24 protein-coding genes are annotated in these 25,591 nt (G+C 71.8%); 9 read left to right on the forward strand and 15 right to left on the reverse strand.

The annotated features are described in order from the left end of the window. Positions 1-152: 152 nt before the first annotated feature. From BXY45_RS19975 to BXY45_RS20005, 7 genes are all read right to left on the reverse strand, one after another. Complete coding sequence (locus tag BXY45_RS19975) at positions 153-1,085, reverse strand: hypothetical protein (protein ID WP_109776289.1); 933 nt, start codon at positions 1,083-1,085, stop codon at positions 153-155. Next, entirely contained in the window at positions 1,082-2,134 is a 1,053-nt protein-coding gene (locus tag BXY45_RS19980; RefSeq protein WP_109776290.1) for an ABC transporter substrate-binding protein, read from the reverse strand. Before BXY45_RS19980 ends, BXY45_RS19975 begins: the two co-directional genes overlap by 4 nt. A 64-nt stretch (positions 2,135-2,198) precedes the next feature. Beyond that, on the reverse strand, positions 2,199-3,251 hold the full coding sequence (locus BXY45_RS19985) for an ABC transporter substrate-binding protein (protein WP_109776291.1): 1,053 nt from the start codon (positions 3,249-3,251) through the stop codon (positions 2,199-2,201). Positions 3,252-3,334: 83 nt separating this feature from the next. Continuing rightward, positions 3,335-4,435 (reverse strand): ABC transporter substrate-binding protein, encoded by a 1,101-nt coding sequence (locus tag BXY45_RS19990; RefSeq protein ID WP_109776292.1) that lies wholly within the window; start codon positions 4,433-4,435, stop codon positions 3,335-3,337. Between the two features lie 94 nt (positions 4,436-4,529). Next, positions 4,530-5,600 (reverse strand): FecCD family ABC transporter permease, encoded by a 1,071-nt coding sequence (locus BXY45_RS19995; protein WP_109776293.1) that lies wholly within the window; start codon positions 5,598-5,600, stop codon positions 4,530-4,532. Next, entirely contained in the window at positions 5,597-6,637 is a 1,041-nt protein-coding gene (locus BXY45_RS20000) for a FecCD family ABC transporter permease (protein WP_109776308.1), read from the reverse strand. Before BXY45_RS20000 ends, BXY45_RS19995 begins: the two co-directional genes overlap by 4 nt. Positions 6,638-6,903: 266 nt before the next feature. After that, complete coding sequence (locus BXY45_RS20005) at positions 6,904-9,225, reverse strand: putative bifunctional diguanylate cyclase/phosphodiesterase (RefSeq protein WP_109776294.1); 2,322 nt, start codon at positions 9,223-9,225, stop codon at positions 6,904-6,906. Between the two features lie 150 nt (positions 9,226-9,375). On the opposite strand from BXY45_RS20005, the gene BXY45_RS20010 reads away from it, so the two are divergent. Next, positions 9,376-10,011, forward strand: coding sequence for an isochorismatase family protein (locus tag BXY45_RS20010; protein ID WP_109776295.1), 636 nt, complete (start codon positions 9,376-9,378; stop codon positions 10,009-10,011). 7 nt (positions 10,012-10,018) lie between these two features. Here BXY45_RS20010 and BXY45_RS20015 read toward each other — a convergent pair whose 3' ends face one another. From BXY45_RS20015 to BXY45_RS20030, 4 genes are all read right to left on the reverse strand, one after another. Further along, positions 10,019-10,819 carry an ABC transporter permease gene (locus tag BXY45_RS20015; RefSeq protein ID WP_109776296.1) on the reverse strand — a complete coding sequence of 267 codons (801 nt, stop codon included), beginning with the start codon at positions 10,817-10,819 and terminating at the stop codon, positions 10,019-10,021. 13 nt (positions 10,820-10,832) lie between these two features. After that, positions 10,833-11,720: an ABC transporter permease gene (locus BXY45_RS20020; RefSeq protein ID WP_170131637.1), complete on the reverse strand. Its 888-nt coding sequence runs from the start codon at positions 11,718-11,720 to the stop codon at positions 10,833-10,835. 86 nt (positions 11,721-11,806) lie between these two features. Continuing rightward, a complete protein-coding gene (locus BXY45_RS20025) occupies positions 11,807-12,988 on the reverse strand; it encodes an ABC transporter substrate-binding protein (RefSeq protein ID WP_109776298.1) in 1,182 nt (393 codons plus the stop codon). A gap of 62 nt (positions 12,989-13,050) precedes the next feature. Further along, positions 13,051-14,100 (reverse strand): ABC transporter ATP-binding protein, encoded by a 1,050-nt coding sequence (locus BXY45_RS20030; RefSeq protein ID WP_218566953.1) that lies wholly within the window; start codon positions 14,098-14,100, stop codon positions 13,051-13,053. Between the two features lie 138 nt (positions 14,101-14,238). Between BXY45_RS20030 and BXY45_RS20035 the strand changes: the two genes are divergently transcribed. Both BXY45_RS20035 and BXY45_RS20040 read left to right on the forward strand, forming a co-directional pair. Then, entirely contained in the window at positions 14,239-15,012 is a 774-nt protein-coding gene (locus BXY45_RS20035; RefSeq protein WP_109776300.1) for a FadR/GntR family transcriptional regulator, read from the forward strand. Further along, positions 15,009-15,773 carry a cache domain-containing protein gene (locus BXY45_RS20040; protein ID WP_109776301.1) on the forward strand — a complete coding sequence of 255 codons (765 nt, stop codon included), beginning with the start codon at positions 15,009-15,011 and terminating at the stop codon, positions 15,771-15,773. The genes BXY45_RS20035 and BXY45_RS20040 overlap by 4 nt, the downstream gene beginning before the upstream one ends. Positions 15,774-15,816: 43 nt before the next feature. Here BXY45_RS20040 and BXY45_RS20045 read toward each other — a convergent pair whose 3' ends face one another. After that, complete coding sequence (locus tag BXY45_RS20045; RefSeq protein ID WP_211319776.1) at positions 15,817-16,245, reverse strand: GNAT family N-acetyltransferase; 429 nt, start codon at positions 16,243-16,245, stop codon at positions 15,817-15,819. Beyond that, positions 16,242-16,721, reverse strand: a complete 480-nt coding sequence (locus BXY45_RS23940; protein WP_211319777.1) for a hypothetical protein — start codon at positions 16,719-16,721, stop codon at positions 16,242-16,244. Before BXY45_RS23940 ends, BXY45_RS20045 begins: the two co-directional genes overlap by 4 nt. Positions 16,722-16,861: 140 nt before the next feature. Here BXY45_RS23940 and BXY45_RS20050 point away from each other — a divergent pair, with 140 nt between their 5' ends. After that, entirely contained in the window at positions 16,862-17,809 is a 948-nt protein-coding gene (locus BXY45_RS20050; protein WP_170131638.1) for a LysR family transcriptional regulator, read from the forward strand. A 35-nt stretch (positions 17,810-17,844) separates the two neighbouring features. Here BXY45_RS20050 and BXY45_RS20055 read toward each other — a convergent pair whose 3' ends face one another. Continuing rightward, positions 17,845-18,735, reverse strand: a complete 891-nt coding sequence (locus BXY45_RS20055; RefSeq protein ID WP_211319778.1) for a sugar phosphate isomerase/epimerase family protein — start codon at positions 18,733-18,735, stop codon at positions 17,845-17,847. Positions 18,736-18,764: 29 nt separating this feature from the next. Further along, positions 18,765-19,832 (reverse strand): Gfo/Idh/MocA family oxidoreductase, encoded by a 1,068-nt coding sequence (locus tag BXY45_RS20060; protein WP_109776303.1) that lies wholly within the window; start codon positions 19,830-19,832, stop codon positions 18,765-18,767. Positions 19,833-20,144: 312 nt separating this feature from the next. Between BXY45_RS20060 and iolC the strand changes: the two genes are divergently transcribed. From iolC to BXY45_RS20085, 5 genes are all read left to right on the forward strand, one after another. Then, positions 20,145-21,194, forward strand: a complete 1,050-nt coding sequence (gene iolC / locus BXY45_RS20065; protein WP_109776304.1) for a 5-dehydro-2-deoxygluconokinase — start codon at positions 20,145-20,147, stop codon at positions 21,192-21,194. Between the two features lie 153 nt (positions 21,195-21,347). Next, the gene (locus BXY45_RS20070; protein ID WP_109776311.1) at positions 21,348-22,415 is read left to right on the forward strand and encodes a transaldolase family protein; all 1,068 of its coding nucleotides are present in this window, start codon (positions 21,348-21,350) and stop codon (positions 22,413-22,415) included. Beyond that, positions 22,412-23,359 carry a 5-deoxy-glucuronate isomerase gene (gene iolB / locus BXY45_RS20075; RefSeq protein ID WP_109776305.1) on the forward strand — a complete coding sequence of 316 codons (948 nt, stop codon included), beginning with the start codon at positions 22,412-22,414 and terminating at the stop codon, positions 23,357-23,359. The genes BXY45_RS20070 and iolB overlap by 4 nt, the downstream gene beginning before the upstream one ends. Beyond that, positions 23,356-25,317: a 3D-(3,5/4)-trihydroxycyclohexane-1,2-dione acylhydrolase (decyclizing) gene (gene iolD, locus BXY45_RS20080; RefSeq protein ID WP_211319780.1), complete on the forward strand. Its 1,962-nt coding sequence runs from the start codon at positions 23,356-23,358 to the stop codon at positions 25,315-25,317. The genes iolB and iolD overlap by 4 nt, the downstream gene beginning before the upstream one ends. A gap of 14 nt (positions 25,318-25,331) precedes the next feature. Further along, positions 25,332-25,591, forward strand: a 260-nt coding sequence (locus BXY45_RS20085) for an aldehyde dehydrogenase family protein (RefSeq protein WP_119700390.1), incomplete at its 3' end; no start/stop codon positions are given.

The raw sequence follows: 25,591 nt of genomic DNA on the forward strand, positions 1-25,591 counted from the left end.
CCGCAGCCGGTGAGCACGAGCAGCCCAGCAAGGCAAACCCCACCGCCATATACCGCCTCGAGCTCATGCGCGCCTCCCCGGCCGACCGCCCCGATCAGCGTGACGCGGCAGCGGACGGTTCTGTTGCACCAGTGCTCGGGCGGCGCCCCGGCTCAACTCTGCGCGCCGCCCGAAAACTGCCTGTCGATCTCGAACCACGCCCGCTGGCGCTCCTCGCAGTCGGCGAGCTCGCGCAGCGAGCAGGTACTGCATGTGCGCGGCTTCGGGTCCGAGGCCGCAGGGAACCGGGCGGCCCAGGCCTGGTGCCGCGCCGGCGGGTCGCCGTCGTCGTCCGTCCTCGTCTCCTCGGGCACGAGGTAGGCGAGGCAGCAGCCGGCTTTGCGGGCCAGGCACCCACGGCCACCCTCCACCGGGGCTGCGCGCACGTCGGGTCGCGCCTTCCACGGGCTGCCGGGAAGGTCCAGCAGTGCCGCGAGTCGGCTGACCATGTCGTCGGTGACATCGAGCCCCGGCGCATGGGTGAGGCACAGCCCGACGTCGTCGGCGACCTCCGCCCACAGCGAGGTGGCGCCCACCTTGCCCAGCGGGCGCAGCGCGGTCACGAACGGCGAGGCGACGGCGACGAGCGCGTCTCGGGTACGACGCAGCAGCTCCTCAACAGGCGCCACCTCCACGCCTGGGCACTCGGCCCACGCGTGGCCGTTTGGCACGAGGATCGTGGAGCCGCGGAGGTCGACCCGCTCGGGCCACCCGCCGGGGTTGAACCTCAGACGGCAGCTCCCGGTGCCGGCCAGCACGCCTGCGCCGGTGGTCGCCCACGCGTACCCGACCGCGGCGGCCACCGGACCGACGGTCCAGGTCAGAGCCCACTTCGCCGCGGTGTTGGCGGGGGCGTTCTCGGCGACCACGATCCTGCCGTGCAAGGCCTGGAGGGCACCGGGCTTCAGCAGGTCGGCGAGGTCGGCCCAGGTGCCGTCGAGACCGACGTCGTGCAGCTCGTCGTGCCGGGCCTGGTGCTCCTCGAAGCGGCCCTCCCACCACTCCTGCGGTGAGCGGGAGGGCACGTCCGCGCTGGTCAGGCTCACGCCAGCAGCGTCTTCTCGATCCAGTCGAGGTTGGCCGAGGCGGTGAGTGGAGACGTGTAGTAGATGTCGCCCTCGATGAGGAACACGTGACCGGCTGCGACCGCCGGCACGCGGCTCCACAGGGGAGCCGACTGCAGCTCCTGCAGCTGTGCCGTGTCGACCTCCGTGCCTCCCTCGACGGGGTTGGTGCGCACGAGCAGGAGGTCGGCGTCGTCGAGGAGGCCGAGCTCCTCGTAGGAGATGTCGGTGCGCCGCTCCTCCACCGAAGGCGGGACCGCCGAGGCGAACGGGAGCCCCATCTCCTCGTGGAGGATGGTGTTGGTGAGCATCTCGGGCTGCGCCACGTAGAACTGACCGGTGCCCATGGCGCCGATGTAGGCGAAGGTCGAGCCGCCCCACCGCTCCTGGACGCGCTCGCGCAGCTGCGCGGACCGGGCGTCGTAGTCGGCGATGAACTGCTCGGCGACGTCGCTGCGGTCCATCAGCTCCGCGAGAGACCGCAGAGCCTTGCGCCAGTCGTCCTGGGCGTCCTCGGACATCGCGTGGACCGGGGCGATCTTCCGCAGCGTGTCCATGACGTCGGGCTCGTAGAGGTCGGGCGAAGGGACAAGGATCAGGTCGGGCTCGGTCGAGGTGATCGCGTCGAGGTCGGGCTCGGGGAAGCTGCTGATCGGCGTCGCCCCCGCGAGTCGGTCGCCCTGGTACGGCGGGAAGTCCTTGCCGTTGGAGGAGTACGAGGCCACCACCGGCAGCCCCAGTACGAGCGCGTAGTCAGCCTCGGTGGCGTACATGGCCGTGATGCGTGACGTCACGGTGCTGGCGGTGCCCGTCGGCCCCTGCGCGGACGCACCTGTCGGGTGGGCAAGGCCGCAGCCGCTTGCGCCCGCGAGGGAGCCGGTGGCCGCGAGGGCCGCGGTGACGCGGAGCAGGCTGCGACGGGTCGGGCCGGTGCCGCACCGGGTGGCGGCCCAGATCGCGGTGCAGCGGGCAGCGGTGCGGTTGAGGGGGATGGCGCTGCAGGTGCGGGTGGGCGCGGTGATCGACGTCATGACCTCTCCAGGGACGGTGTCAGCAGAAGGGAAGGGGCGGGTGAGCAGCCACAGCGCTCCAGCCTCACGCCAGCAGCGTCTTCTCGATCCAGTCGAGGTTCGCGTGGGCCGTGAGCGGCGAGGTGTAGAACAGGTAGGCGTCGATGAGGAAGACGTGCCCCGCGGCGACGGCCGGAAGCCGGTCCCACAGCGGCGCCGCCTGCAGCCCCTCCAGCTGGGCCGTGTCGATCTCGATGCCGCCCGCGACGGGGTTGGTCCGCACCAGCAGCAGGTCGGCGTCGTCGAGGAGGCCGAGCTCCTCGTAGGAGATGTCCATGCGCCGCTCCGCGATCGACGGCGGCACCGCCGAGGCGAACGGCAGCCCCATCTCCTCGTGAAGGATGGTGTTGGTGAGCATCTCGGGCTGCGCCACGTAGAACTGCGCGCTGCCGAGCGGGCCGAGGTAGGCGAACGGCGATCCACCCCACCGCTCCTGGACGCGCTCGCGCAGCTGCGCGGACCGGGCGTCATAGTCCGCGATGAAGGTCTCGGCGACGTCGGTGCGGTCCACCAGCTCTGCGAGAGACCGCAGCGCCGTGCGCCAGTCGTCCTGGGGGTGATCGGCCATCGCGTGGACCGGGGCGATCTTCCGCAGCGTGTCCATGACGTCGGGCTCGTAGAGGTCGGGCGAGGCGACGAGGATCAGGTCGGGCTCGGCCGAGATGATCGCGTCGAAGTCGGGATCATCGAAGCTGTTGATCGGTGTCGCACCCCTGAGCCGGTCGCCCTGGTAGCGCGGGAAGTCCTTGCCGTTCGGGGAGAAGGCGGCGATCACCGGCAGTCCGAGCACGAGCGCGTGGTCGGCCTCGGTCGCGAACATCGCCAAGACGCGTGAGGGCACGGTGCTGGCGGTGCCCGTCGGCCCCTGCGCTGACGCACCTGTCGGGTTAACCAGGCCGCAGCCGCTCGCGCCCGCGAGGGAGCCGGTGGCCGCCAGGGCCGCGGTGACGCGGAGCAGGCTGCGACGGGTGGGGCCGGTGCCGCAGCGGCTGGCGGGCCAGGGCACGGTGCAGCGGGTGGCAGTGCGGTTGGTGGGGATGGCGCTGCAGGTGCGGGTGGGCGCGGTGGTCGACGTCATGACCTCTCCAGGGACGGTGTGATCGGAAGAGACGGTGCCAGCAGAAGGGAAGGGGGCGGGTGAGCAGCCACAGCGCTCCAGCCTCACGCCAGGAGGGTGTTCTCGATCCAGTCGAGGTTGGCCTGGGCCGTGAGCGGCGAGGTGTAGTAGAGGTAGACGTCGTTCAGGAAGACGTGACCCGCGGCGACCGCCGGGAGCCGGTCCCACAGCGGCGCCGACTGGAACTCCTGCAGCTGGGCCGTGTCGATCGCGATGCCGCCCTCGTCGGGGTTGGTCCGCACCAGCAGCAGGTCGGCGTCCTCAAGCATGCTGAGCTCCTCGTAGGAGATGTCGAGGCGTCGCTCCGCGATCGACGGCGGCACCGCCGAGGCGAACGGCAGCCCCATCTCCTCGTGGAGGATGGTGCTGACGAGCATCGTCGCCTCCCCCACCCAGAACTGACCGCCACCGAGGGGGCCGACGTAGGCGAACGACGATCCACCCCACCGCTCCTGGACCCGCTCACGCAGCCGCGCGGACCGAGCGTCGTAGTCGGCGATGAACTGCTCGGCGACGTCGGTGCGGTCCACCAGCTCCGCGAGACCACGCAGTGCCGTGGGCCAGTCGTCCTGGGAGTCGTCAGCCATCGCGCGGACCGGGGCGATCTTCCGCAGCATGTCGATGACGTCGGGCTCGTAGAGGTCGGTCGAGGCGACGAGGATGAGGTCGGGCTCGGCCGAGGTGATCGCGTCGAGGTCGGGCTCAGGGTAGCTGCTGATCGGCGTGGCGCCCTTGAGCCGGTCGCCCTGGTACGGCGGGAAGTCCTTACCGTTCGGGGAGTACGCGGCCACCACGGGCAGCCCGAGCACGAGCGCGTGGTCGGCCTCGGTGGCGTACATCGCCATGACGCGCGAGGGCACGGTGCTGGCGGTGCCGGCGGGCTCCTGCGTTGACGGCCCTGCCTGACCGGCGAGCCCGCAGCCGCTCGCACCGGCAAGGGAGCCGGTGGCCGCGAGGGCCGCGGTGACGCGGAGCAGGCTGCGACGGGTCGGGCCGGTGGGCCACGTGGCGGCGGTGCGGCGGACCGCTCCGGCAAGGACGCAGTGGCGGGAGCCCAGCTGGCCGACGTGGCCGGCGTGGCCGGCGCGCACGCAGCACTGGGGTGACAACGGGAAGTGGGTGGCGCGGGCGGTGGACGGATTCATGACCTCTCCGGAGACGGGGCGGGCAGGGGCTGGGTGAGCAGGGGCTGGATAGGCGGGCTCAGCGACGGGAAGTCGCGCGGCGAGAGGTTCCACGTCACTCGCCCTGCCCAATCCGCTGAGGGCGGCTGAGCAGCCACATGAGGTACGGGGCGCCGATCACTCCGGTGACGATGCCCACCGGGAGCTGCACGGCTCCGAACGCCGTCCGTCCGACCAGGTCGGCGGCGAGCACGAGGGCCGCCCCCACGAGCGCCGCCGGCACCACGGTGAGGGTGCTTCCTACGATGCGGCGGGCCAGTGGAGCTGCGACGAAGGCCACGAAGGCGATCGGCCCGGCTGCGGCGGTCGCCACCGCAGCCCCGGTGACCGACACGGCCACGAGGGCGCGCCGAGTGCGCCGGACGTCGACACCGAGCGCGAGCGCGGTCTGCTCCCCCAGCTGCAGGACGCGCAGGCGACGCGCCAGCACCGCGGCGGCGGGCAGCACGAGGCAGGCCGCGCCCACGGCGGGCACCGCGTCGTCCCAGGTCCGTGCTCCCAGCGAGCCGGCGAGCCACACCGCCGCCTTCTGCGCGTCGTCGATGCTGGCGCGCGTGACCAGCCAGGAGGTGAGCGAGGTGAGGACGGCGGACACGCCGATACCCACGAGCACGAGGCGGTACGGCGTGACGACGCCCCTCGCCCTGGCGAGGCGGTAGACCACCAGGCCGCTCACGCCGCCTCCCGCGAGCGCGGCGAGCGGTGTCGACACCATCGAGCTGGTGAGCGCGCCGGTGCCGGCGCTGGTCGCGACGATGACGGCGACGGCGCCGGTGCTGGCGCCCGCGGTGATGCCGACGACGTCGGGGCTGGCGAGGGGGTTGCGGGCGAGCGCCTGGAGCACCGCCCCGGAGACGCCGAAGCACAGGCCCACCCCGAGCGCCGTGAACGCGCGCGGAGCGCGCAGCTCGACGACGGTGAACGCCGTCCGGGAGGTGTCGGTGCCGAGCAGCGCGGCGACGACGTCGGCCGGGGGCACGATGGTGTGCCCGAGCGACAGGGAGAGCAGGAAGAGGGCGGTCACGAGCACCGCCAGGACTGCGCCGACGACGATGCTGCGCCGCCGCGCGGCGGTGCGGGCGCGGGCGACCTGCGCTGCGGGAGCAGCGACGTCGAGCTGGCTCACGCCGACGCCAGCCGGCGGCGTCGAACGAGAGCGATGAAGAACGGCGCCCCGACGACGGCGGTGACGACACCCACCTGCACCTCTCCGGGGCGGGCGACCATCCGGCCGAGGACGTCGGAGCCGATCAGCAGGACGGCGGCGAGCACCGCGCTGTAGGCGAGCACCCAGCGGTGGTCGGCGCCAACCAGTGCTCGGGCGACGTGCGGGACGGTGAGGCCGACGAAGGCGATCGGCCCGGCGATGGCGGTGGCGGTGCCCACGAGGAGCACCACGGCGGTGGCGCACAGGGCGCGACTGCGGCCGAGCTGGACTCCCAGGCCCTGGGCCAGGTCGTCACCGAGGGCAAGGGAGTTGAGCAGCGGTCCGCTGCCTGCCGCGAGCACCGCACCGACGGCGAGGAGGGGCAGCAGGTCGGCGAGGGTGCTCAGGCGGACTCCGGCCACGGCACCGACGGCCCAGAACCGGTAGCGGTCGAGGGAGGCCGAGTCGAGCAGCAGCACCGCGGCGGTCAGCGACCCGAGCAGCGCGGTGGTGGCAGCCCCGGCCAGTGCCAGGCGCATCGGCGAGGCGCCACCGGGCCCCGAGGAGCCGAGCAGAAAGACGAACACCGACGTCACGGCGGCACCGGCGAGGGAGAACCAGACGTAGCCGAGGGGGTCCTGGAAGCCCACCACGTGCAGGCCCAACACCACGGCGAGGGAGGCACCGGCGCTGACGCCGAGCAGTCCCGGGTCCGCGAGGGGGTTGCGGGTCAGACCCTGCGTGACCGTCCCGGCAAGGCCGAGCGCTGCGCCGACCAACAGCGCCGCGAGGGTCCGCGGCACGCGGCTCTCCCGCACGATGACGTGGTCGGCGAGGGCCGGGTCGTACGCGGTGAGCGCGCCGATCGCGTGCTCCAGCGGTACTGCCTTGGCTCCGACAGCGAGCGAGACGAGGCAGAGCAGCACGGTGAGCGCCACGAGGACGACGAGCCCGGCAACCCGACCGGAGGTGCGCCGGACCGGCGCTCCCCGCCAGGCACCCACCCAGGCGCGCATGCCAGCACCCACGCCAGCCCCCTGACGTGGCTGGGGGTCGTGCGGGGCTCGCCCGGCCAGCTCCTTGACCACGTGCTGAGGTTAGCCACACCTAAGTCGCTGCGGGGGACGCGGGCGGCAGACCGTCAGAGCCAGCCGCGGGTCAGAGCCGGCTGCGGGGAGGCGTGGTCGAGCACGGCCGCATGGACGACGTGCTCGTCCACCCCCAGGACGCCAGCACGCAATGCCCTCTGGACGGCTTGCCCGAGACGACGAGAAGCCCGGCGTCACGACCTGACGGCCCGTGCACCTCCCGCGGCGAAAAGGTGGTCGAGTTCGGGGGCCGGCACCGCGGCAGACCAGAGCAGACCCTGCGCGCTGTCGAAGCCGGCGGCGCGGACAGCCGCCTCCTGCGAGGAGGTCTCGACACCTTCGGCCACCACCGACATCCCCAGGGCGTGGCCGGCTCTGACGACGAGCGCCATCACCTCAGCGGCTCCAGATCCGTCCCTGGCGACGAGGCGCCGATCGACCTTGACCACGTCGCACGGCAGGTGCTGCAACTCCGCGGCGAATGTCCAGCTGCGACCGACGTCGTCCACAGCGACCCGTACGCCCAGGTCGCGAAGGGCCTGCAGGTTCTCCCGCACGGCGGCCGACGCCACCGCGCCCGCCTCGCTGACCTCCACCAGCAGGCTGCCCGGGTCCACGCCGCTGTCCGCCAGCGCGTTCATGACGTCGTCCAGCACGGAGGCGCGGGCGAGATGCCTGCGCGAGAGGTTCACGCTGACCTGCGGACCGCGCCCGTCCGCGGCGGCTCTCGCCCACGCCGCCTGCTGTCGCAGGGCTGTGCGCAGCACCCAGCGGTCGAGGTCGCAGATCAGGTCGGAGTCCTCCGCGACGGGCAGGAAGCTCTCCGGCGCCGCGACTCCGTGCCCGGGCCGCTCCCAGCGCACCAGCGCCTCGACCGCTGCGATATGACCGGAGGCCAGGTCGAGGACGGGCTGGTAGTGGAGCACCAGCTGCTCGTGGGCGATGGCGGTGCGCAGGGCGGCCGCCATGGCGGCTCGTTCGACGGCCTCGGCGCGCATGGCGTCGTCGAAGACCACGACACGCCCCTTGCCCTGGGCCTTGGCGCGGTAGACGGCCTGGTCGGCCTTATGGAGGAGCGCGTCTGCCGCCGCTACGCCGTCCTCGCCGCGGCGCGGTGCCAGGGCTGCGCCGATGCTCGCCCCGACCGCGACGGTCTGGCCCTCCGTCTGCATCGGACGTGACAGCTCGGCCACGAGTCGGCGAGCGATGTTCACGAGCTGGCCCTCGCTCTCGAGGCCAGGGAGGACGACGACGAACTCGTCGCCGCCCAGGCGCCCCACCGTATCCGTCCCGCGCACCACCGCGGCGGCGCGAGCAGCGGTGACACGGAGCACCTCGTCGCCGGCGCGGTGGCCGTGGGTGTCGTTGACGGCCTTGAAGCCATCGAGGTCGATGAAGAGGAGACCGATCGTCGTGGAGCCACCAGCCGGTGCTGGAGCGCCCAGTGCCTCGGCGAGGACGGTCCGCACCCGTGGCCTGTTCGCCGGGCCGGTGAGTGCGTCGTGCGTTGCCTGGTGCTCCAGGTCCTGGTGCAGCGCCGCGACCGCTCGGGCAGCCGTGCGCACGGCTCGCAGTGCCTCTACCAGGCGAAGGAGAACGAGCAGCGGCACGAGGACACCGAGGACGACGGCGCCGACGACCACCCCGCCGTAGCCGCCGCCTACCGGGGGGTGGGGCACCGTGCCCAGCAGGACTGCCGGCAGCGCACCGGCGACAGCGAGCACGGCGAGGCGCCGCGGTGACAGCGCCGCCGACTCGACGGCGGGCCGGTCGGGGCGCGGAGCCCTCGACTCGTGAGTTCGAGCGGCCACCACGGCCGCGCCCGCCCAGGAGAGGTGGCACAAGAGGTGGAGACTGTTGAGGGCCCCGATGAGAGCGGAGTTGACAGGCACCAGCAACCAGAGGCAGTCGCTCAGCAGGGCGAGCGGCAGCGTCGCCGCGGCGACGATCAGCGCCACCGGACGCGGCTGGGAGACCGACACGAGGCACGTGGCGAGCGCGATCAGGAGCACGTCGCCCACGGTGAAGGCGACGTCGACCATCTGCCCCAGCAGCTCATCGCCGGCCGTCGCCTCCAGCGAGCGACCCACGGCGAGGACCAGTCCCGCGAGTGCCAGGGAGACCGCCACCGCCGCCCCGTCGAGCAGACCACCGAGCCGTTCCTCCCGGGCGGAGGCACGCCAGGTCAGCAGCAGCAGGCCGATCAGTAGTGGTGGGTAGGCAGACAGGTACACCGACGACACGCCGGAGGCGGTGATGTCCAAGGACGACGACACGCCCGTGTACTGCAGGACGTCGGCCCCGAGCCAGGTGGCGATGCCCGCCGCGATCCACCACCACCCGGCGTCGGCGCCGGGATCGGCGGCCCGCAGCCTTCGGGCGGAGGCGATCAACACCACCAGGGCGAGCAGCCGGAGCGGCACGCACACCAGGGCCGCCCACGAGCTGTCGAGGTCGGGGACGCTCAGAACGATGCTGCCGAGGACTCCGAGCACGGGGAGCGCCCACCACTTCACGCCTCCTTGTCGGCTGACGGTGAGCCAACCTTGATCGCCGACAGCTGCCGACCATCGCCGACTTCCCCACACCCGCGCCGTGAGACACGGTGAGACGCTCAGGGCCCGACCCCTGATCCACCCCTGACCTTTCGAGGAGCGAGCACCGCCGTGACGCCACCCCGCCGCGCTCTCGTCGTCGTCGACATCCAGCAGGAGTACGTCAGCGGTCCGCTGGCGATCCAGCACCCGCCGCTCGCCGACTCCCTGCCGCAGATCCTGCGCGCCCTCGACGCCGCGGCGGACGCGCGGCTGCCCGTCGTCGTCGTCCAGCACGACGGCGGTGAAGGGGCGCCCATCTTCGATCCGACCCAGCCGGGCTTCGCGCTCCACCCCGACGTCGAGGCGCGCCGGAGCGACACGTGGAAGACCGTGGTCAAGGAGTACAGCAGCGTGTTCCCGGGCACCGACCTGCTGCCGTGGCTGCGCGAGCAGGGCGTCGACACCATCACGCTGGTGGGGTTCATGAGCAACAACTGCGTGCTGGCGTCCGCGGTGGAGGCCGAAGCACTGGGCCTCGCCGTGGAGGTGCTGAGCGACGCCACCGGCGCGATCCACCTCACCAACGACGCGGGCTCGGTGGACGCCGCGTCGTTGCACCGCACGCTCATGGCGCTGCTGCACTCGAACTTCGCGACCGTCACGGACACGGCGACGTGGGCGGCCGCGCTCGCCGCCGGGCAGTCACTGCCCGGTGACGACCTCGTGGCCTCGGCCACGCGAGGCACGGTCAGCGCAGCGTCCTGACCCCGCGTCAGCGCCTGTCGACGTCCGCCGCCGAGAGGCGCTGGGCGAGGTAGATGGGCACCACGGAGACGACCACCAGCACGACAGCGATCACGGCGACGACGGGCGCCTGGTTCGGGCGGAACATGTTGTTGAGGATGAAGATCGGCAGGGTCGTGACCCCGGACCCTGCCGTGAACGTCGTGACGATGATCTCGTCGAAGCTCAGCGCGAAGGCCAGCAGGCCACCGGCCAGCAGCGCTGAGCGCAGCTGGGGGAACGTCACGAGTCGGAACGTCGTCCACCCCCCGGCCCCGAGGTCGGCCGAGGCCTCCTCCAGCCGGGTGCCGGTGCGCCGCAGGCGGGCCACGGCGTTGTTGAAGACCGTGACGATGCAGAACGTGGCATGGGCGACCACCACGGTCCAGATGGACAGCGGCACCCCGGCGATGGTGCGGAAGAAGTTGTTCAGGGCGATGCCCGTGACGATGCCGGGAAGGGCGATCGGCAGGATGACCAGCAGGTTGACCGTCGACCGCCCGAAGAAGTCGTACCGCTGCAGCGCGATGGCCACGAGGGTCCCGAGGACCAGGGCGATGACCGTGGAGGCGAGCGCCACGCCGACGCTCGTCACCACGGCATCGCGCGCCCCGGCGCTGTTCGCGGTGCGAACCCACCACTCGAGCGTGAACCCGGGAGGCGGCCACGACAGCGAGGTCGAGCTCGAGAAGGAGTTGATGAGAACCACCACCAGCGGTAGGTAGATGACCGCCAGCGTCAGGCCGGTGATGGCGGCCAGCAGCCCGCGCGTCGGACGTCCGAGGTGCATGCCCGTCCCCGCCTCAGAGGTTGTCGAGGGCGCCGGTGCGTCGCACCAGGGCCAGGTAGCCGAAGATGATCACGATCGGGACCAGGGCGATCGCCGCCGCGAGCGGGAGGTTGTTGGCCGCGCCGACGTTGGTGTAGACGAGGTTGCCCAGCATCTGGCTGGTCCCCCCGACGATCGTGACGGTGATGTAGTCACCCAGGGAGAGCGAGAAGCTGAAGATCGTCCCGGCGATGATGGCCGGCAGCGCGAGCGGCAGGACGACGCTGGACAGCGTCCGCCACGGCGGTGCACCGAGATCGGCGGACGCCTCCAGCAGGGAGTTCGGGACCTTCTCCAGGCCGGCGTAGATCGGGAGGATCACGTACGGGAGCCACAGGTAGCTCAAGGTGATGACCGTGGCGGGCAGTCCGTACCCCGGACCCTGCAGGCCCACCGGCGCGACGAGCCAGTTCAGCAGGCCGTCCTGCGACAGCACCGAGCGCCAGGCGTAGGCCTTGACGAGGTAGCTGGCCCACAGGGGCATGAGAACAGCGATCACCAGCAGCCGCTGCGCACGGGGAGAGGCCACCTTGGCCATGTAGAACGCGATGGGCAGGGCGATGACGACGTCGATGACGGTGACCAGCAGCGCCACGCCGACCGTGCGCAGGGTGACGGTGCGGTAAAGCGCCCCGGTGACCACGGTCCGCAGGTTGTCCAGGGTCCACGTCGGGCTGATCTGCCCGGTGAACCCGTCCACGGTCCACAGCGCCGTGACGAGCAGCAGCGCCAGCGCGACCACGTACACGAGGGCGAGCCACGTCAGCGGCGCGGAAAGGATGAGGGCCAGGCGGACCCGGGGGTGCGTGGCGAGATAGGCGGCGGAGCGCCGGGTCATCCCGGCCGAGGGAGCTGTCGTCATCGTGTCCTCGTGATCTGCGGATGCGGTGCCTCGGCGGCCGCAGGGCCGGGACGTCATCGCCGTCCCGACCCTGCGGCCGCGGGGCCTCAGCCCTTGATCTCCTGCCAGGCCGCAGTCCACTTCGCGTAGTCGGTGCAGGTGACGTCGGTACGTCCGTCGACGCACTTCGCGACCGGCGTGGTCCAGTACCAGATCTTGGAGGCGTACTCGGCGTCGCCAGCGTGGAAGGCCTCGCAGTCGTCCCGGAAGGTGCAGGCCTCCTGGCTGGAGGGAGCCTCACCGAAGTAGGCGGTCGCCTTGGCGTTCACCTCGGGGCTGGCGATCCAGTCGAGCCAGGCGTAGGAGCAGTTGGGGCTCTTGGCCTTCGAGGAGATCATCCAGGTGTCCGACCATCCGGTGGCCCCCTCCTCCGGCAGGACGACGGCTGTCTTGACGCCCTCCTTGGCGAGGGAGTTCTGGATGACCTGCCAGGTGGTCCCCACCACGGAGTCACCGCTGGTGAAGGACTGGATCTCCTTGAGGTAGTCCGACCAGTACTCGCCGACGTTCGGGCGCTGTGCCTTGAGCAGGTCGACGGCGGCGGCCAGCTGGGTGTCGTCGAGGGCGTAGGGGTTCTTGATGCCCAGCTCCGGCTTGTGGGTCATGAGGTAGAGCGCCGCGTCTGCGATGTAGATCGGGGAGTCGTAGGCGGTGACCTTGCCGGCGTACTGCGACGCGTCGTCGAAGACGACGCTCCAGGACGTCGGCGGCGGCGTGACGACGTCGGTGTTGTACATGAGCAGGTTGGCGCCGTAACCGTGGGGGACCCCGTAGGCCTTGCCGTCGACGGAGTTCCACGCCTGGTTCTTGAGGAAGTCGAAGATTCCTGCGTAGCTGGGGATGAGGTCGGTGTTGACGGGGGTGACCTCACCTCCGGCGATGAGGCGCAGGGTCGCGTCACCCGAGGCAGCGACGACGTCGTAGTCGCCCGTCTTCATGAGGTTGATGGCCTCGTCGGAGGTGCCGTACGTCTTGGACGTCACCGTGCAGCCCGTCTTGGTCTCGAAGTCGCTGACCCAGTCGACAGTGGGGTCGTTGCTGCCGTCCTCGACGTAGCCGGGCCACGCAAGGATCGAGACGCTGCCCTCGGTCTTGCCGAGGGAGGTCTGCTCCTGGGTCGGCTCCGGCCCGGAAGCGGCCGTCGTGCCACAGCTGGTCAGCGCCGCGGTGGTCAACAGCGCGGTGATCGTTGCGGTGACCGCGCGCAACGTGGAGGTGGTGCGGAGCATGGGACTCCCCTTCTGTGGGTGTTCTGCGGAAGGTGGTCGAGGTGGAAGAGACGGAGTGCTCGTCAGCTGGCGGCGGGGACGAGGGCGACGACGTCGTCGTCCTGCCAGACGACGTGGATGCGTCCGCCGCGGACGCGCTCTTCGCGGCGGGACCCGTCGTTGTGCTCGAGCACGGTGACGCGCGGACCGTCGTCAAGGTCGACGACGCAGCGGACCGCGCTGCCGACGTAGATCGACTCGACGACGGTCCCGGGGGCGCTGGGCCGACCTCCAGAGGTGTCGTTGCCCGCACCGGCGTGGGGGTCCGTGACGAGGCGCAGGCGCTCCGGGCGAATGGAGAACGCGCCCTGGCGCCCGATCAGCCGCACGGCGTGCTCGTCGGTGAAGAGGTTGGACGTACCGACGAAGTCCGCGACGAACAACGACGCCGGGTTCTCGTAGAGCTCGCGGGGCGTGCCGAGCTGCTCGATCCGACCGTTGTTGAAGACCGCGACGCGGTCGGACAGGCTCAGCGCCTCTTCCTGGTCGTGGGTCACGAAGACGAAGGTGATGCCGAGGTTGCGCTGGATCTGCTTGAGCTCGACCTGCATCTGCTCGCGCAGCTTGAGGTCGAGGGCCCCCAGCGGTTCGTCGAGGAGCATGACCTTGGGCTCGACCACGCTCGCGCGGGCCAGGGCCACGCGCTGACGCTGACCGCCCGACAGCTGCGTGGGTTTCCGCTGTGCTGCGTGGGCCAGCTGCACGGCCTCCAGTGCCTGCAGGGCGCGTTCCCTGCGCTGCCGGGGCCGCACGCCACGCACCCGCAGGCCGTAGGCCACGTTGTCGAGCACGGTCATGTGCGGGAAGAGCGCGTAGTCCTGGAACACCGTGCTGACGTCGCGCTCGAAGGCGGCCTTGGCGGTCACGTCGTCGCCGAAGAGCTCGACGGAGCCGGAGGTGGGCTGCTCGAAGCCGGCCACCAGGCGGAGCACCGTCGTCTTCCCGGACCCGGACGGGCCCAGCATCGAGAAGAACTCCCCGGCACGGACGTCGAGGTCCACGGCGTCGACAGCCTTCACTCCCCCGAAGTGCTTGGAGAGTCCGCGCAGGCGGATCGTGGGTGAGCCGCTCATGGATGTCCCTTCGACGTCGTCGTCGCTAAAACATATGGATCCATATGTCATGAGAAGACGTCAATGGTTACGATCACGTGACCAGCACCGCGAGCCACGCCGACTCAGCCGCCAGGACGCCCACGCCACGGGAGCCGCATGTCAGGTGACGCCAGGCACACCGACGCCTCGCTGTCCGTGGTGTTCGCCCCCCTGGACGACCACGGCCGTGCAGGACTGGTGGAGCGGCGCCTGACCGACGCGATCATCAGCGGCGTCCTCCGTGACGGCGAGCGCCTCCCCAGCGAGGCCTCCATGGCCACCAGCCTCGGGGTCGCCCTGGTCACGGCTCGCGAGGCGCTCGAGGCGCTGCGCTCCCAGGGGCTCGTCGTGACCCGCCGTGGACGCGACGGAGGCAGCTTCGTCACGTGCACCACCGACTCCGCCGCCCGGTGGGCCCAGCGCCGACTGCTGGAGAGCAGCCGCATCGACCTGCGAGACCTCGCCCTGCACGTCTCCGCCATCCTCGGCACCGCCGCGGAAGTGGCCGCCGACCGCGCGACGGACGACGACCTCGACGTCCTCCTGAGCATCCACGAGGGCGCGGACCTGCGGACCGCGGGCGGGGCGCGGCGCGCCCTGGGCTGGTTCCAGCTCGAGCTGGCCGCCGTGAGCCAGTCCCCGCGCCTGGTCCGCGAGGAGATGCGGCTGCAGAGCGAGGCGGCACCGCTGCTGTGGATGTGCCTTCGCGAGGACGCGCATCGCGCGCGCAGCGCGGAGAGCAGAGAAGAAGTCCTCGCCGCGCTGCGCCGCGGCGATCCGCAGGCGGCGAGATCCGCGGTGACCTCGTTCGTGCAGGAGAGCCTGGACTGGCTGGTGGCAGAGCGGATGCGCGTACGCAACGCACAGCCCGCCGATGAGGAGGCGTCATGAGGTCGGTGGTCATGAGTTCGGCTCCGGTGGAGGCCGCCCGCAAGGTCGGGGAGATCTTCGCTCCGCTGTTCGAGCAGGTCGACGGCTGGCGCAGGACCGTGGAGGAGCTGCCGAGCGCCGTCGCCGGATCACCGGGCGCACTCGACGACGCCGTGGCGGCGTTCGCCCTGCCCGCACTGCGAGGCGGCTCCGGGCTCATCGCAGGGGCCGGTCTCATCTGCACTCCGGCGCTGCTGCCCGGCCCGGGGTGGCACGTCGCCTGGTGGCTCTTCGACGGCCCCGGCAAGGAGCCGCGCCGGCTCCCCTCCGGCGCTCCGGGCAGCGACCAGCTACGCGACTACAGCGCCATGGAGTGGTGGCGGGTGCCGGTGCGCACCGCGGCTCGCCACCTCACCGGTCCCTACGTGGACTACGTCTGCGTCAACGACTACGTGCTCACGGTCACGACGCCGGTGCTGCGCTCCGGTGAGGTCACCGGCGTCGTGGGTGCCGACCTGCTCGTCGACAGGCTCGATCGACTCGTCCTGCCGCTGCTGCTCCCCCTCGGGGCGCCCTGCACCCTCGTCAACGCGACGGCGCGCGTGATGACGTCCACCGACGCGCGCCGCGAGCCCGGGTCGCTCCTGCGGATGGACGGGCTCACCGAGGCACTCCTCCCCCTCCGCCAGGACAGCGCGGCGTCCCTCGACGTGGAGCTCGGAGACGAGGCCCGCGTGCTCTCGTGTGGAGCGACGTCGCTGGCCGTCGTCGTCGGCAGGTAACTCGGCAGATGGCAGAGAGGCGCAGTGACACCTGCCTCCTCCGTCACCAGGAGGCGGCCTTCACCCAGCGTCGCCACTCATCCTGCGGGGCGTAGCCCCTGGCGGCCCAGAACGCGCGACCCAGCTCGTTCTCGTCGAGCACCATGGCGCAGAATCGCTCGGCTCCCAGCGCCCGCAGCCGCTCCTCCGCTCGGGCGAGCAGCTGCTTCCCGAGGCCGCGCCCGCGAACCTCGGGGTCGACGGCCAGCCGGTACAGGTTTGCTCGCCAGCCGTCCCATCCGGCGATGACGGTGCCGACGAGCCGCCCGCCCAGCTCCGCCACGATCAGCGCCTCGGGATCGCGCTCGACCAGCCTCAGTACAGCGCCCGGATCATCGGACGGGCGCGCGGCGTTCTCCCCCGCACGCCCCCAGAACTCCAGGATGGCCGCGGCCTCGTCCGCACGAGCGTTCCGGAACAGGACGTCGTTCACGTCGCGATCTTCTCGTCTCGCGCCACCGCGAGCTGCTTCTCCCGGAGGGCGCGGTTCAGCGGGATGCGCCCGATGACCGTGGGAAGGACACCGGCGACGACGACGGCGACCGGGCCCCAGCCCGTCCGCAGCGCCGCGATGGCCAGCAGCCCAGTGGTCAGGCTGATGCAGGTGAACCCGACGGCCGCGACGTATGCCGTCGTCGTCGCCTGTCCTCTCACGGGGCGGATCTGCCACGCACGGATGCTGCGGTAGCTCATCACCGCCGCGAGTGCGAGCAGCGTGACGAACACGACGTCCAGCGAGAGCGGGGTGGACCCCCAGCCCACCCACAGTGCCCCGCCCAGCGTGACGGTCATCGCGACGGTGGCGAACGCGTGCACGCCGACCAGCGCCGGGTAGCGGAAGGCGGCCACGCCCGCCAGGAGCGCGACGGTCGCCGTGACGGCGTGGACGGTGATCAGCACGGCGTGCACGGGGAGCTCCCTGTCGAAGTCGTTCGGCGGGTGAGTGCCCGCCGCTCGGTCACGTCAGGGAGTCAAGCCGGGTGCTGCCGTGCGCGGCCAACAACCGCCAGCGCCGTTGACAACCACCGGTTGTCGTGACGAGGTGGGGTGTGGACGTCGACACGAGCCTGCTGCGCGCCGTCGTCGCGCTCTCCGAGGAGCTGCACTTCGGCCGCAGTGCCGCTCGCCTGGGCATCACCCAGCAGGCGCTGTCCAAGCGCATCCAGCGTCTCGAAGATCAGCTGGGTGCGGCACTGGTCGATCGCACCGACCGCCGTCGGATCCGCCTGACCGCGGCAGGTCAGCGCGTGGTCAGCCTCAGCCGCGAGGCGCTGGCGCTGCTGGACCGGCTCGACCCGGCCCAGGACCGGCCGGCGGGACGGCTGCGCGTGGACGTCATGGGCGAGGGGCTGGCGCCGTCGACGTGGTTGCGCCGGGCAGCTCAGCAGACGCCGCTGCCGCTGGATGCCGTGCACCGCTCTTCCGAAGCCACCGCCGAACACCTCGTGCGCACCGGAGCCGCGGACATCGCCTTCGGACGGGCAGGGGCGGTGCCGTCACCGTGGCCCGACGCCGTCGCACACCGCCTCGTGCGACTGGAGCCCGTCGCGGTGCTCGTGCCGGCCAGGCACCCGTGGGCGAACGTCGAGCAGCTGCCGTTGGCCGCTCTGGCAAGGCAGTCGCTGTGGTTCCCGATGGCGGCCGCGCCCGTCGAGTGGCGCAGCTACGTCGCGGACCTCCGCGCCGTGGCCGGCTTCGATCTGGACGTCACCGGCTCGACCTTCGGGTACCGCCAGTGGGCTCACGACGTCGCCAGCGGTGCCGCGGCACCGTCACTCATCGGCGAGGCGATGCTCACTCCGACCCCGGGCATGCGCACCGTTCCCCTGGTCGACCCCACGCCCGTGTTCCCCTGGTCGGTGGTGTGGGCGCGCACGCTGGCCGAGGAGACGCTCGACGAGGTGCTGCGCGGGATGGGCTTGGCCGAGACCCCTCGCCGGGACGAGGGGATCTGGATGCCGGACGACGACGCCCAGCTGCTGGCGGCGACCACCTGACCTGCGCGGTCGCAGTCGGCGGCCACCATCGAAGGTCAGGCGTGCGGATCCTCGGCCAGGGCGAGGCGACGCAGATGCTCGGCGCTGGCCATGGCGTCGGCCACGGGGCCCTCGCCGTCGCCGGGGAGCAGCTGGAGCACGGTGTCCTGCTCGAGCACGAACCAGCCGTCGTACCCGGCGCCCAGCAGGGACGCCAGCAGCGCGCTCACGTCGACGTCGCCCTGCCCCAGCGGGCGGTAGAGGCCCTCCTGCACCGCCTGGTAGTAGGTGAGCTCTCCGTCGCGGACGCGCTGCGCGGTGGCGGCATCGACGTCCTTGAGGTGCACGTGGCGGATCCGCTCGGGGTGCGCCTGCGCCAGCGCGACCGGGTCGGTGCCGCCGATGAGCAGGTGCCCGGAGTCGAGGCAGAGCCCGACATCGCAGCCGGCGAGCACGCGTTCGACGTCGTCCTTCGATTCCACGAGGGTGCCGACGTGCGGGTGGAGCACGGCCAGCACGCCCACGGCGGCCGCGGCGTCGCGGAGCCGCACGAGGTTGGCCAGCAGCGTCGTCCACCCGGCCTCGTCGAGTTCCACCCGCTCGTCGTACCCGGACAGCCCCGAGTCGGCCGAGAGGACGACGACGCCGGCGCCGGCGGCCACGAAGGCCTCGAGCTCGGTCTGGAGCGCAGGGAGGGGGTCGTGGTCGGGCCGGTGCAGCACCACGGGCACGAAGCCGCCCACGGCCACGAGGCCGTTGTCGTGCAGCACGGCGGCCCGGTCAGCGGGGTCGACGGGCAGGAAGCCCTCCGGGCCGAACTCGGTGGCTGTCAGTCCCACCTGACGCATCTCGCGCAACACGCGCTCGACGGGCAGCTGAGCGCCCCAGCCGGGCACCTCGCAGACACCCCAGGTGATGGGAGCACCAGCGATCTTCAGGGTGGTCACGGTGTCGTCTCCTGGATCGGGGGTGGGCGTCAGGCGGACAGGTCGACGCGGACCGTGCGGCCCTCGCGCGCGGAGACGCCCGCGGCGTCGGCCAGCACGAGGGCGGCGCGACCGTCCTCGAAGCCGGGGCCGGTCAGTTCGGCGCCGCGCACCGCGGCCAGGAAGGACTCCAACTCGGCGGAGTAGGCCTGGGCGTACCGCTCCAGGAAGAACGTCTGGAACGGGGCGCCGGCCTCCCCGGAGGCGCCAGTGGAGGAGCGGACCAGGGTGTCGGTGACGTTGCCCACGCTCAGGGTGCCCAGCGGCCCGGCGGCCTCCAGGCGCTGATCGTAGCCGGCGGCGCAGTGACGGGAGTTGATGATGGTCACCGACTGCCCGCCCGCGCCGACGAGCGTGACGACGGCGCCGTCGTAGTCGTCGTGCTTCGCGATGACGTCGGAGAACTGCCGCAGGCCCACCGCGGTGACCGCCACGACGTCGGGCACGAACCAGCGCGCGGTGTCGAAGTCGTGGATGGTCATGTCACGGAAGATGCCGCCGGAGACCTTGATGTAGTCCTCGGGGGCGGGCGCCGGGTCGCGGCTGATGATGGTCAGCTGCTCCAGGGCGCCGATCTCTCCGGCGGCCACGCGGCGGTGCAGCTCGGCGAAGTGCGGGTCGAAGCGGCGGTTGAACCCGAGCGCCACCGGCAGCCCCGCAGCCCTCGCGGCGGCGGCGCGCTCGCGCAGGCCGTCGACGCGGGTGATGTCGAGATCGATGGGCTTCTCGCACAGCACGGGTTTGCCGGCGTCCAGGCACGCGGCGATGAGGTCGACGTGGGTGGAGGTCGGGGAGGCGACGACGACGGCGTCGACGTCCTCGGCGGCGATGGCTTCGAGCGCGTCCGTGGTAGCGCGGGTCTGGCCTGACCCGAAGCGCGCCACGACGGATTCCGCGCCGGCGACAAAGGGGTCAGCGACGACCTGCAGCACCGCACCCTCGGCGCGATGGATGCTCGCGGCGTGCACCTGGCCGATGCGGCCGCTGCCGATGAGCCCGATGCGTACCGGGCCGCTCGGGGTGCCGGGCGCGGACGTCGGCGTGCTGGTGGTGGTCACTGTCGGGGCTCCTCGTCGTCGAGTGGGGCGTCAGCGCCCTGAGCGCCGACGGCGATGCTAGTCAGTTGTCAGGTCATACCCGGAAGCACGGGGGCGCGGGGCCGGATGTGGCGGCACTGCTCACCGCTGCATCGTCGCAGGTGAAGACCCCTCTTTCGAGATCGCGACCACGCTTCGGTTCCACAGGATCGGACTGACAGTATGTCAGGACAAGACTTGACATGGTGAGGTGCGCGGCGAGAGGGTCGTGCCCGGCGGAGGCCGAGAGATCTGCACCCCGCTCCCAGCCGCACGCCGACGTGGAGGACCTCCGTGAGCACGCGCTCCGCAGCTCCCGAGGTGCTCGTGCTCGGTCGCTGCGGCGTCGACATCTACCCCCTCCAGGTGGGCGTCGGGTTGGAGGACGTCGAGACGTTCGGCAAGTTCCTCGGCGGCAGCGCCGCGAACGTCGCGGTGGCTGCGGCGCGCCTGGGTCGCCGGCCGTGGCTCCTCTCAGGAGTCGGCGACGACCCCTTCGGCAGGTTCGTCCGCCGGTCGCTGCGCGAGCTCGGCGTCGACGACACCCTCGTGGCCACCGACGCTGCCCACCTCACGCCCGTGACGTTCTGCGAGGTCTTCCCGCCAGACCGGTTCCCGATCTGGTTCTACCGCCGCCCCACCACGCCCGACCTGCAGCTCGAGACGTCCCACCTCGACCTCGACGCCATCACGGGCGCGGAGCTGCTGTGGGTCACCCTCACCGGTCTGTCGGAGGAGCCGAGTCGGTCGGCGCACCACGCCGCGTTGGCAGCGCGCGCAGGAGTCTCCGGGGCGGCCTCTGCCGGCTCCGATCGTCGTCCTGAGACCCGTCACACCGTGCTGGACCTCGATCACCGGGCCGACTTCTGGCCCGCCAGCGGGGGTGTCGGGGCAGCCCGCGAGCAGGCCCAGCGGGCCCTCGCGCACGCCACCGTCGCCGTCGGCAACCTCCACGAGTGCTGGGTGGCGACAGGTCAGGACGACGCCGACGCTGCCGCGGACGCCCTCCTCGACCTCGGCGTCGAGCTCGCGATCGTCAAGCGGGGACCCGAGGGCGTGCTGGGCGCCACGCGCACCGAGCGCGTTGCCGTGGCGGCGTCGCCCGCCGTCGTCGTCAACGGTCTCGGGGCGGGAGACGCGTTCGGTGGGTCCCTCATCGATGGGCTGCTCGCCGGGTTGCCGCTGGCCGAGCTGCTGGTGCGCTGCAACGCCGCCGGAGCCATCGTCGCGTCCCGTCTGGAGTGCTCCACGGCCATGCCCACTCCGGAGGAGATCAGCGCGCACATCGCTGCTCACGCAGCTGCCTACGCAGCCACCCAGCCCCAGAAGTCCTCAGATGCCTGACACCGGTTGACATCGCCGTCTCCCTCGTCCACCGACCCCCTCCCGAAGGACCGTCCCGTGACCACCACCGCACACGCCCCCACCCCCGCCCCCGCGGGCCAGCGCGCGGCCAGCGCCAACCCGCTGCCCAGCCTCGACCCGTCGCAGGCGCACCTGCCGACGGCGGTCGCCGCAGCCACCACGCCGACCGCGCTGTGGAACGACTCCGCCGAGATCGGCGAGCTGACCAAGTCCATCGCGTGGGGCGCCGTCGGCGCCACCTGCAACCCCGTCATCGCGCTGGCCGCCATCAAGGCCGACCAGCCCCGCTGGACCGCCCGGATCCGGGAGCTCGCCGCAGAGCACCCGACCGCGGGAGAGTCAGCGCTCGGCTGGATGGTGGTCGAGGAGCTGTCCGTCGAGGCCGCCAGGCTCCTCGAGCCGGCCTTCGAGGCCTCCGGGGGCCGCAACGGCCGCCTGTCGATGCAGACCGACCCGCGCTTCCACCGTGACGCCGCAGCCCTCGTCGAGCAGGCGGTCCGCTTCTCGGAGCTGGCGCCGAACATCATCGTGAAGATCCCCGCCACGAAGACGGGCATCGAGGCCATGGAAGAGGCCGCCTACCGCGGCGTCTCCCTCAACGCCACCGTGTCCTTCACAGTGCCGCAGGCCGTCGCCGTGGCCGAGGCCATCGAGCGCGGCATGGCTCGCCGCGAGGCCGACGGGCTGCCCATGCCCGAGTTCGGCCACGTCTGCACGATCATGGGCGGCCGCCTCGACGACTGGCTGAAGGCGTACGTGGCCAAGCAGCGCATCCTCGTCGACCCGGGCCACCTCGAGTGGGCCGGCGTCGCTGCGCTGAAGAAGGCGCACCACCTCTTCGTCGAGCGCGGCTACCGAGTGCGCATCCTCTCGGCCGCCTTCCGCAACTCCATGCAGTGGAGCGAGCTGCAGGGCGGTGACCTCGTCGTCTCCCCTCCGTTCGACTGGCAGGCCCGCTTCAACGAGAACAACCTCCCGGTCAACCCCCACGCCATCGACGAGCCGGTCGCCGAGGAGCACCTCGCGGCGCTGCGGGGCATCTCGGAGTTCGTCAAGGCTTACGAGCTGGAGGGCGAGGGTGGCATGAGCGTGGAGGAGTTCGAGCAGTTCGGCGCCACCCGCCACACGCTGCGCCAGTTCCTCGACGCCGACGCCCAGCTCGACGCCATCGTCCGCGACGTCCTGGTGCCCGCCCCGTGACCAGCGCCACCAGAACGACGCAGGACCTGCACCTGCGCGCCGGCGCCACCGCCAACGGCGTCTGGGACACGTGGATCACCCCGGACGTCGCGGGCTGGGGCTGGACATCGCTGCGCGCCGCCGACCTCGCCCCCGGACAGGAGATCTCCCTAGACACCGGCGACGACGAGGTGGTGCTCGTGCCGCTGCGCGGAAGCCTCACCGTCGTCATCGACGGTTCCGAGGGAGAGGACCATCGCTACGAGCTCGCCGGACGTCCGTCGGTGTTCGCGGGCCCGACCGACGTCCTCTATCTGCCTGCCGGCTCCCAGGCCGTGCTCTCCACCTCCCCCGACGACGACGGGGGACGCGTCGGCGTACCCGGCGCAAAAACCGGTGTGCTCCCCGACGGTGTCCGCAAGCCCGTCCGGTACATCGCCACCGACGAGGTGGCCGTGGAGTTGCGCGGCGCCGGGTCGTGCACCCGTGAGGTGCGCAACTTCGCCTCCGCTGACGTCGACGTGGCGAGCAAGCTCGTCGCCGTCGAGGTCATCACCCCCGCCGGGAACTGGTCGAGCTACCCACCCCACAAGCACGACGTGACCAGCGAGCACGAGAGCAAGCTCGAGGAGATCTACTACTACGAGGTCGCTCCCGGCCCCGGCGGACAGCCCGGCGTCGGCTACCACCGGACGTACTCGACCCCAGAGGTCGAGGACCGCCAGGACCGGGCCATCGACGTCCTCGTCGAGGTCCGCGACCGCGACACCGTGCTGGTCCCCCATGGGTGGCACGGTCCGTGCATGGCCGCCCCGGGCCACCACCTGTACTACCTCAACGCGATGGCCGGACCCGCCGACGACCGCGCCTGGCGCATCGTCGACGATCCGGACCACGCCTGGGTGCGTTCCACCTGGGCCGGCCGGCCCACCGACCCCCGGCTGCCCCTCGGAGGACCCCAGTGACCACCCGCCTCACGGTCGCGCAGGCGACCGTCAGGTTCCTCGCGAACCAGTACGTCGAGCGGGACGGCGAGCGCACCAAGCTGTTCGCCGGAGCCCTCGGAATCTTCGGCCACGGCAACGTCGCCGGCCTCGGCCAGGCGCTCCTGCAGGACGAGGTCGACTGGATCGAAGGGGGTCGCGACTCTGCGGTCAACCGCCTGCCGTACGTCCTCGGTCGCAACGAGCAGGCGATGGTGCACACCGCCGTCGCCTACGCCCGCGCCAAGGACCGCCTGCAGACCTGGGCCGTCACCGCCTCCGTAGGGCCCGGCTCCACCAACATGCTCACCGGCGCGGCGCTGGCCACCATCAACCGCCTGCCGGTACTGCTGCTGCCCGCCGACACCTTCGCCACCCGCTCCGCCGGGCCGCTCCTGCAGGAGCTCGAGCTCCCCAGCTCGGGTGACGTCACCGTCAACGACGCGTTCCGCCCGTTGTCGCGCTACTTCGACAGGGTGTGGCGCCCCGAGCAGCTGCCGGGTGCGCTGCTGGGCGCGATGCGCGTCCTCACCGACCCGGCCGAGACCGGTGCCGTCACGGTCTGCTTCCCGCAGGACGTGCAGGCCGAGGCCCATGATTGGGACGACGACCTCTTCGCCGAGCGCACCTGGCACGTGGGGCGCCCGCTGCCCGAGAGGGCCGCGCTGGCCCGGGCCGTCGAGGTCATCCGCTCGGCGAAGAACCCGCTGATCATCGCCGGCGGAGGTGTCCACTACTCCGGCGCCCAGGCAGCGCTGGCGGCCCTCGCCGACGCCACGGGCATCCCCGTTGGCCAGAGCCAGGCCGGCAAGGGCGCGCTGCCCTTCGACCACCCGCAGTCCGTCGGTGCCATCGGTTCGACCGGGACGACGGCGGCCAACGCTCTCGCCCGCGAGGCCGACGTCGTCGTCGGCGTCGGCACCCGGTTCCAGGACTTCACGACGGCGTCGCGCACAGCGTTCCAGAACCCCGACGTCCGCTTCGTCACGATCAACGTGGCTTCGCTCGACGCGGTGAAGCACTCCGCCGTCGCCGTCGTCGCCGATGCCCGCGAAGGGCTCGAGGCAGTCGCGGATGCACTGACCGGTTACGACGTCGCGGACGCCTACCGCGCGCGCACCGCGGAGCTGAAGGCCGCCTGGGACGCGACCGTCGCCTCGGTCTACGCGAGGGACTCGGGCGACCTGGACGTGCAGCCCGACCAGAACCAGGTGCTCGGCGCCGTCAACGAGCTGTCCGACCCACGTGACGTCGTCGTGTGCGCCGCCGGCTCCATGCCCGGTGACCTGCACAAGCTGTGGCAGGTGCGCGACGCGAAGGGGTACCACGTCGAGTACGGGTACTCCTGCATGGGCTACGAGGTGGCCGGCGGGATCGGCGTCGCGATGGCGGCTGCGGATGACGTCCGCCAGGGCGCGGCCCCGCGTGACGTCTTTGTCATGGTCGGTGACGGCTCCTATCTCATGATGGCCACCGAGCTGGTGACGGCCGTCCAGGAGGGCATGAAGATCATCGTAGTGCTGGTGCAGAACCACGGGTTCGCGTCGATCGGGTCGCTGTCGGAGTCGCTGGGGAGCCAGCGGTTCGGCACCCGCTACCGCGCCCGCACGTCCTCCGGGCGTCTCGACGGCGACTTCCTCCCCGTCGACCTCGCCGCCAACGCCGCCAGCCTCGGCATCGAGGTGGTGCGCACGAGCACGCGCAAGGAGCTGGAGGCCGCGATCCTCGACGCGAAGGCGTCCCCAACCTCCACCGTCATCCACGTCGAGACCGACCCCTTCGTCGACGCTCCCTCGTCGGAGAGCTGGTGGGAGGTCCCCGTCAGCGAGGTTTCGACCCTCGAGAGCACGCAGCGCGCCCGCGAGGTCTACGAGCAGCACAAGGCGCGCCAGCGCACCTACCTCAAGCCGTCCGATCTGAAGCCGTCCGAGAAGAACTGAGGCGAGAAGGAACCATGAGCGAGTCCGCATCCTCGACATCCACGGTGCAGCATTGGATCGATGGGGCTGCCACCTCTGGTGCCTCTACCCGCACCGCCGACGTGTTCGACCCCGCCACCGGTGAGGTGGCCCGCCTGGTGGTGCTGGCCGAGCCCGCTGATGTGGACGCGGCGGTGGCATCGGCGAAGGCGGCGTTCCCCGCCTGGCGTGACACGTCCCTGGCCAAGCGCACCCAGGTGCTGTTCGCCTTCCGGGAACTGCTCAACGCCCGCGC

The sequence above is a fragment of the Quadrisphaera granulorum genome, assembly GCF_003149145.1.
GTDB classification, from domain to species: Bacteria; Actinomycetota; Actinomycetes; order Actinomycetales; family Quadrisphaeraceae; genus Quadrisphaera; species Quadrisphaera granulorum.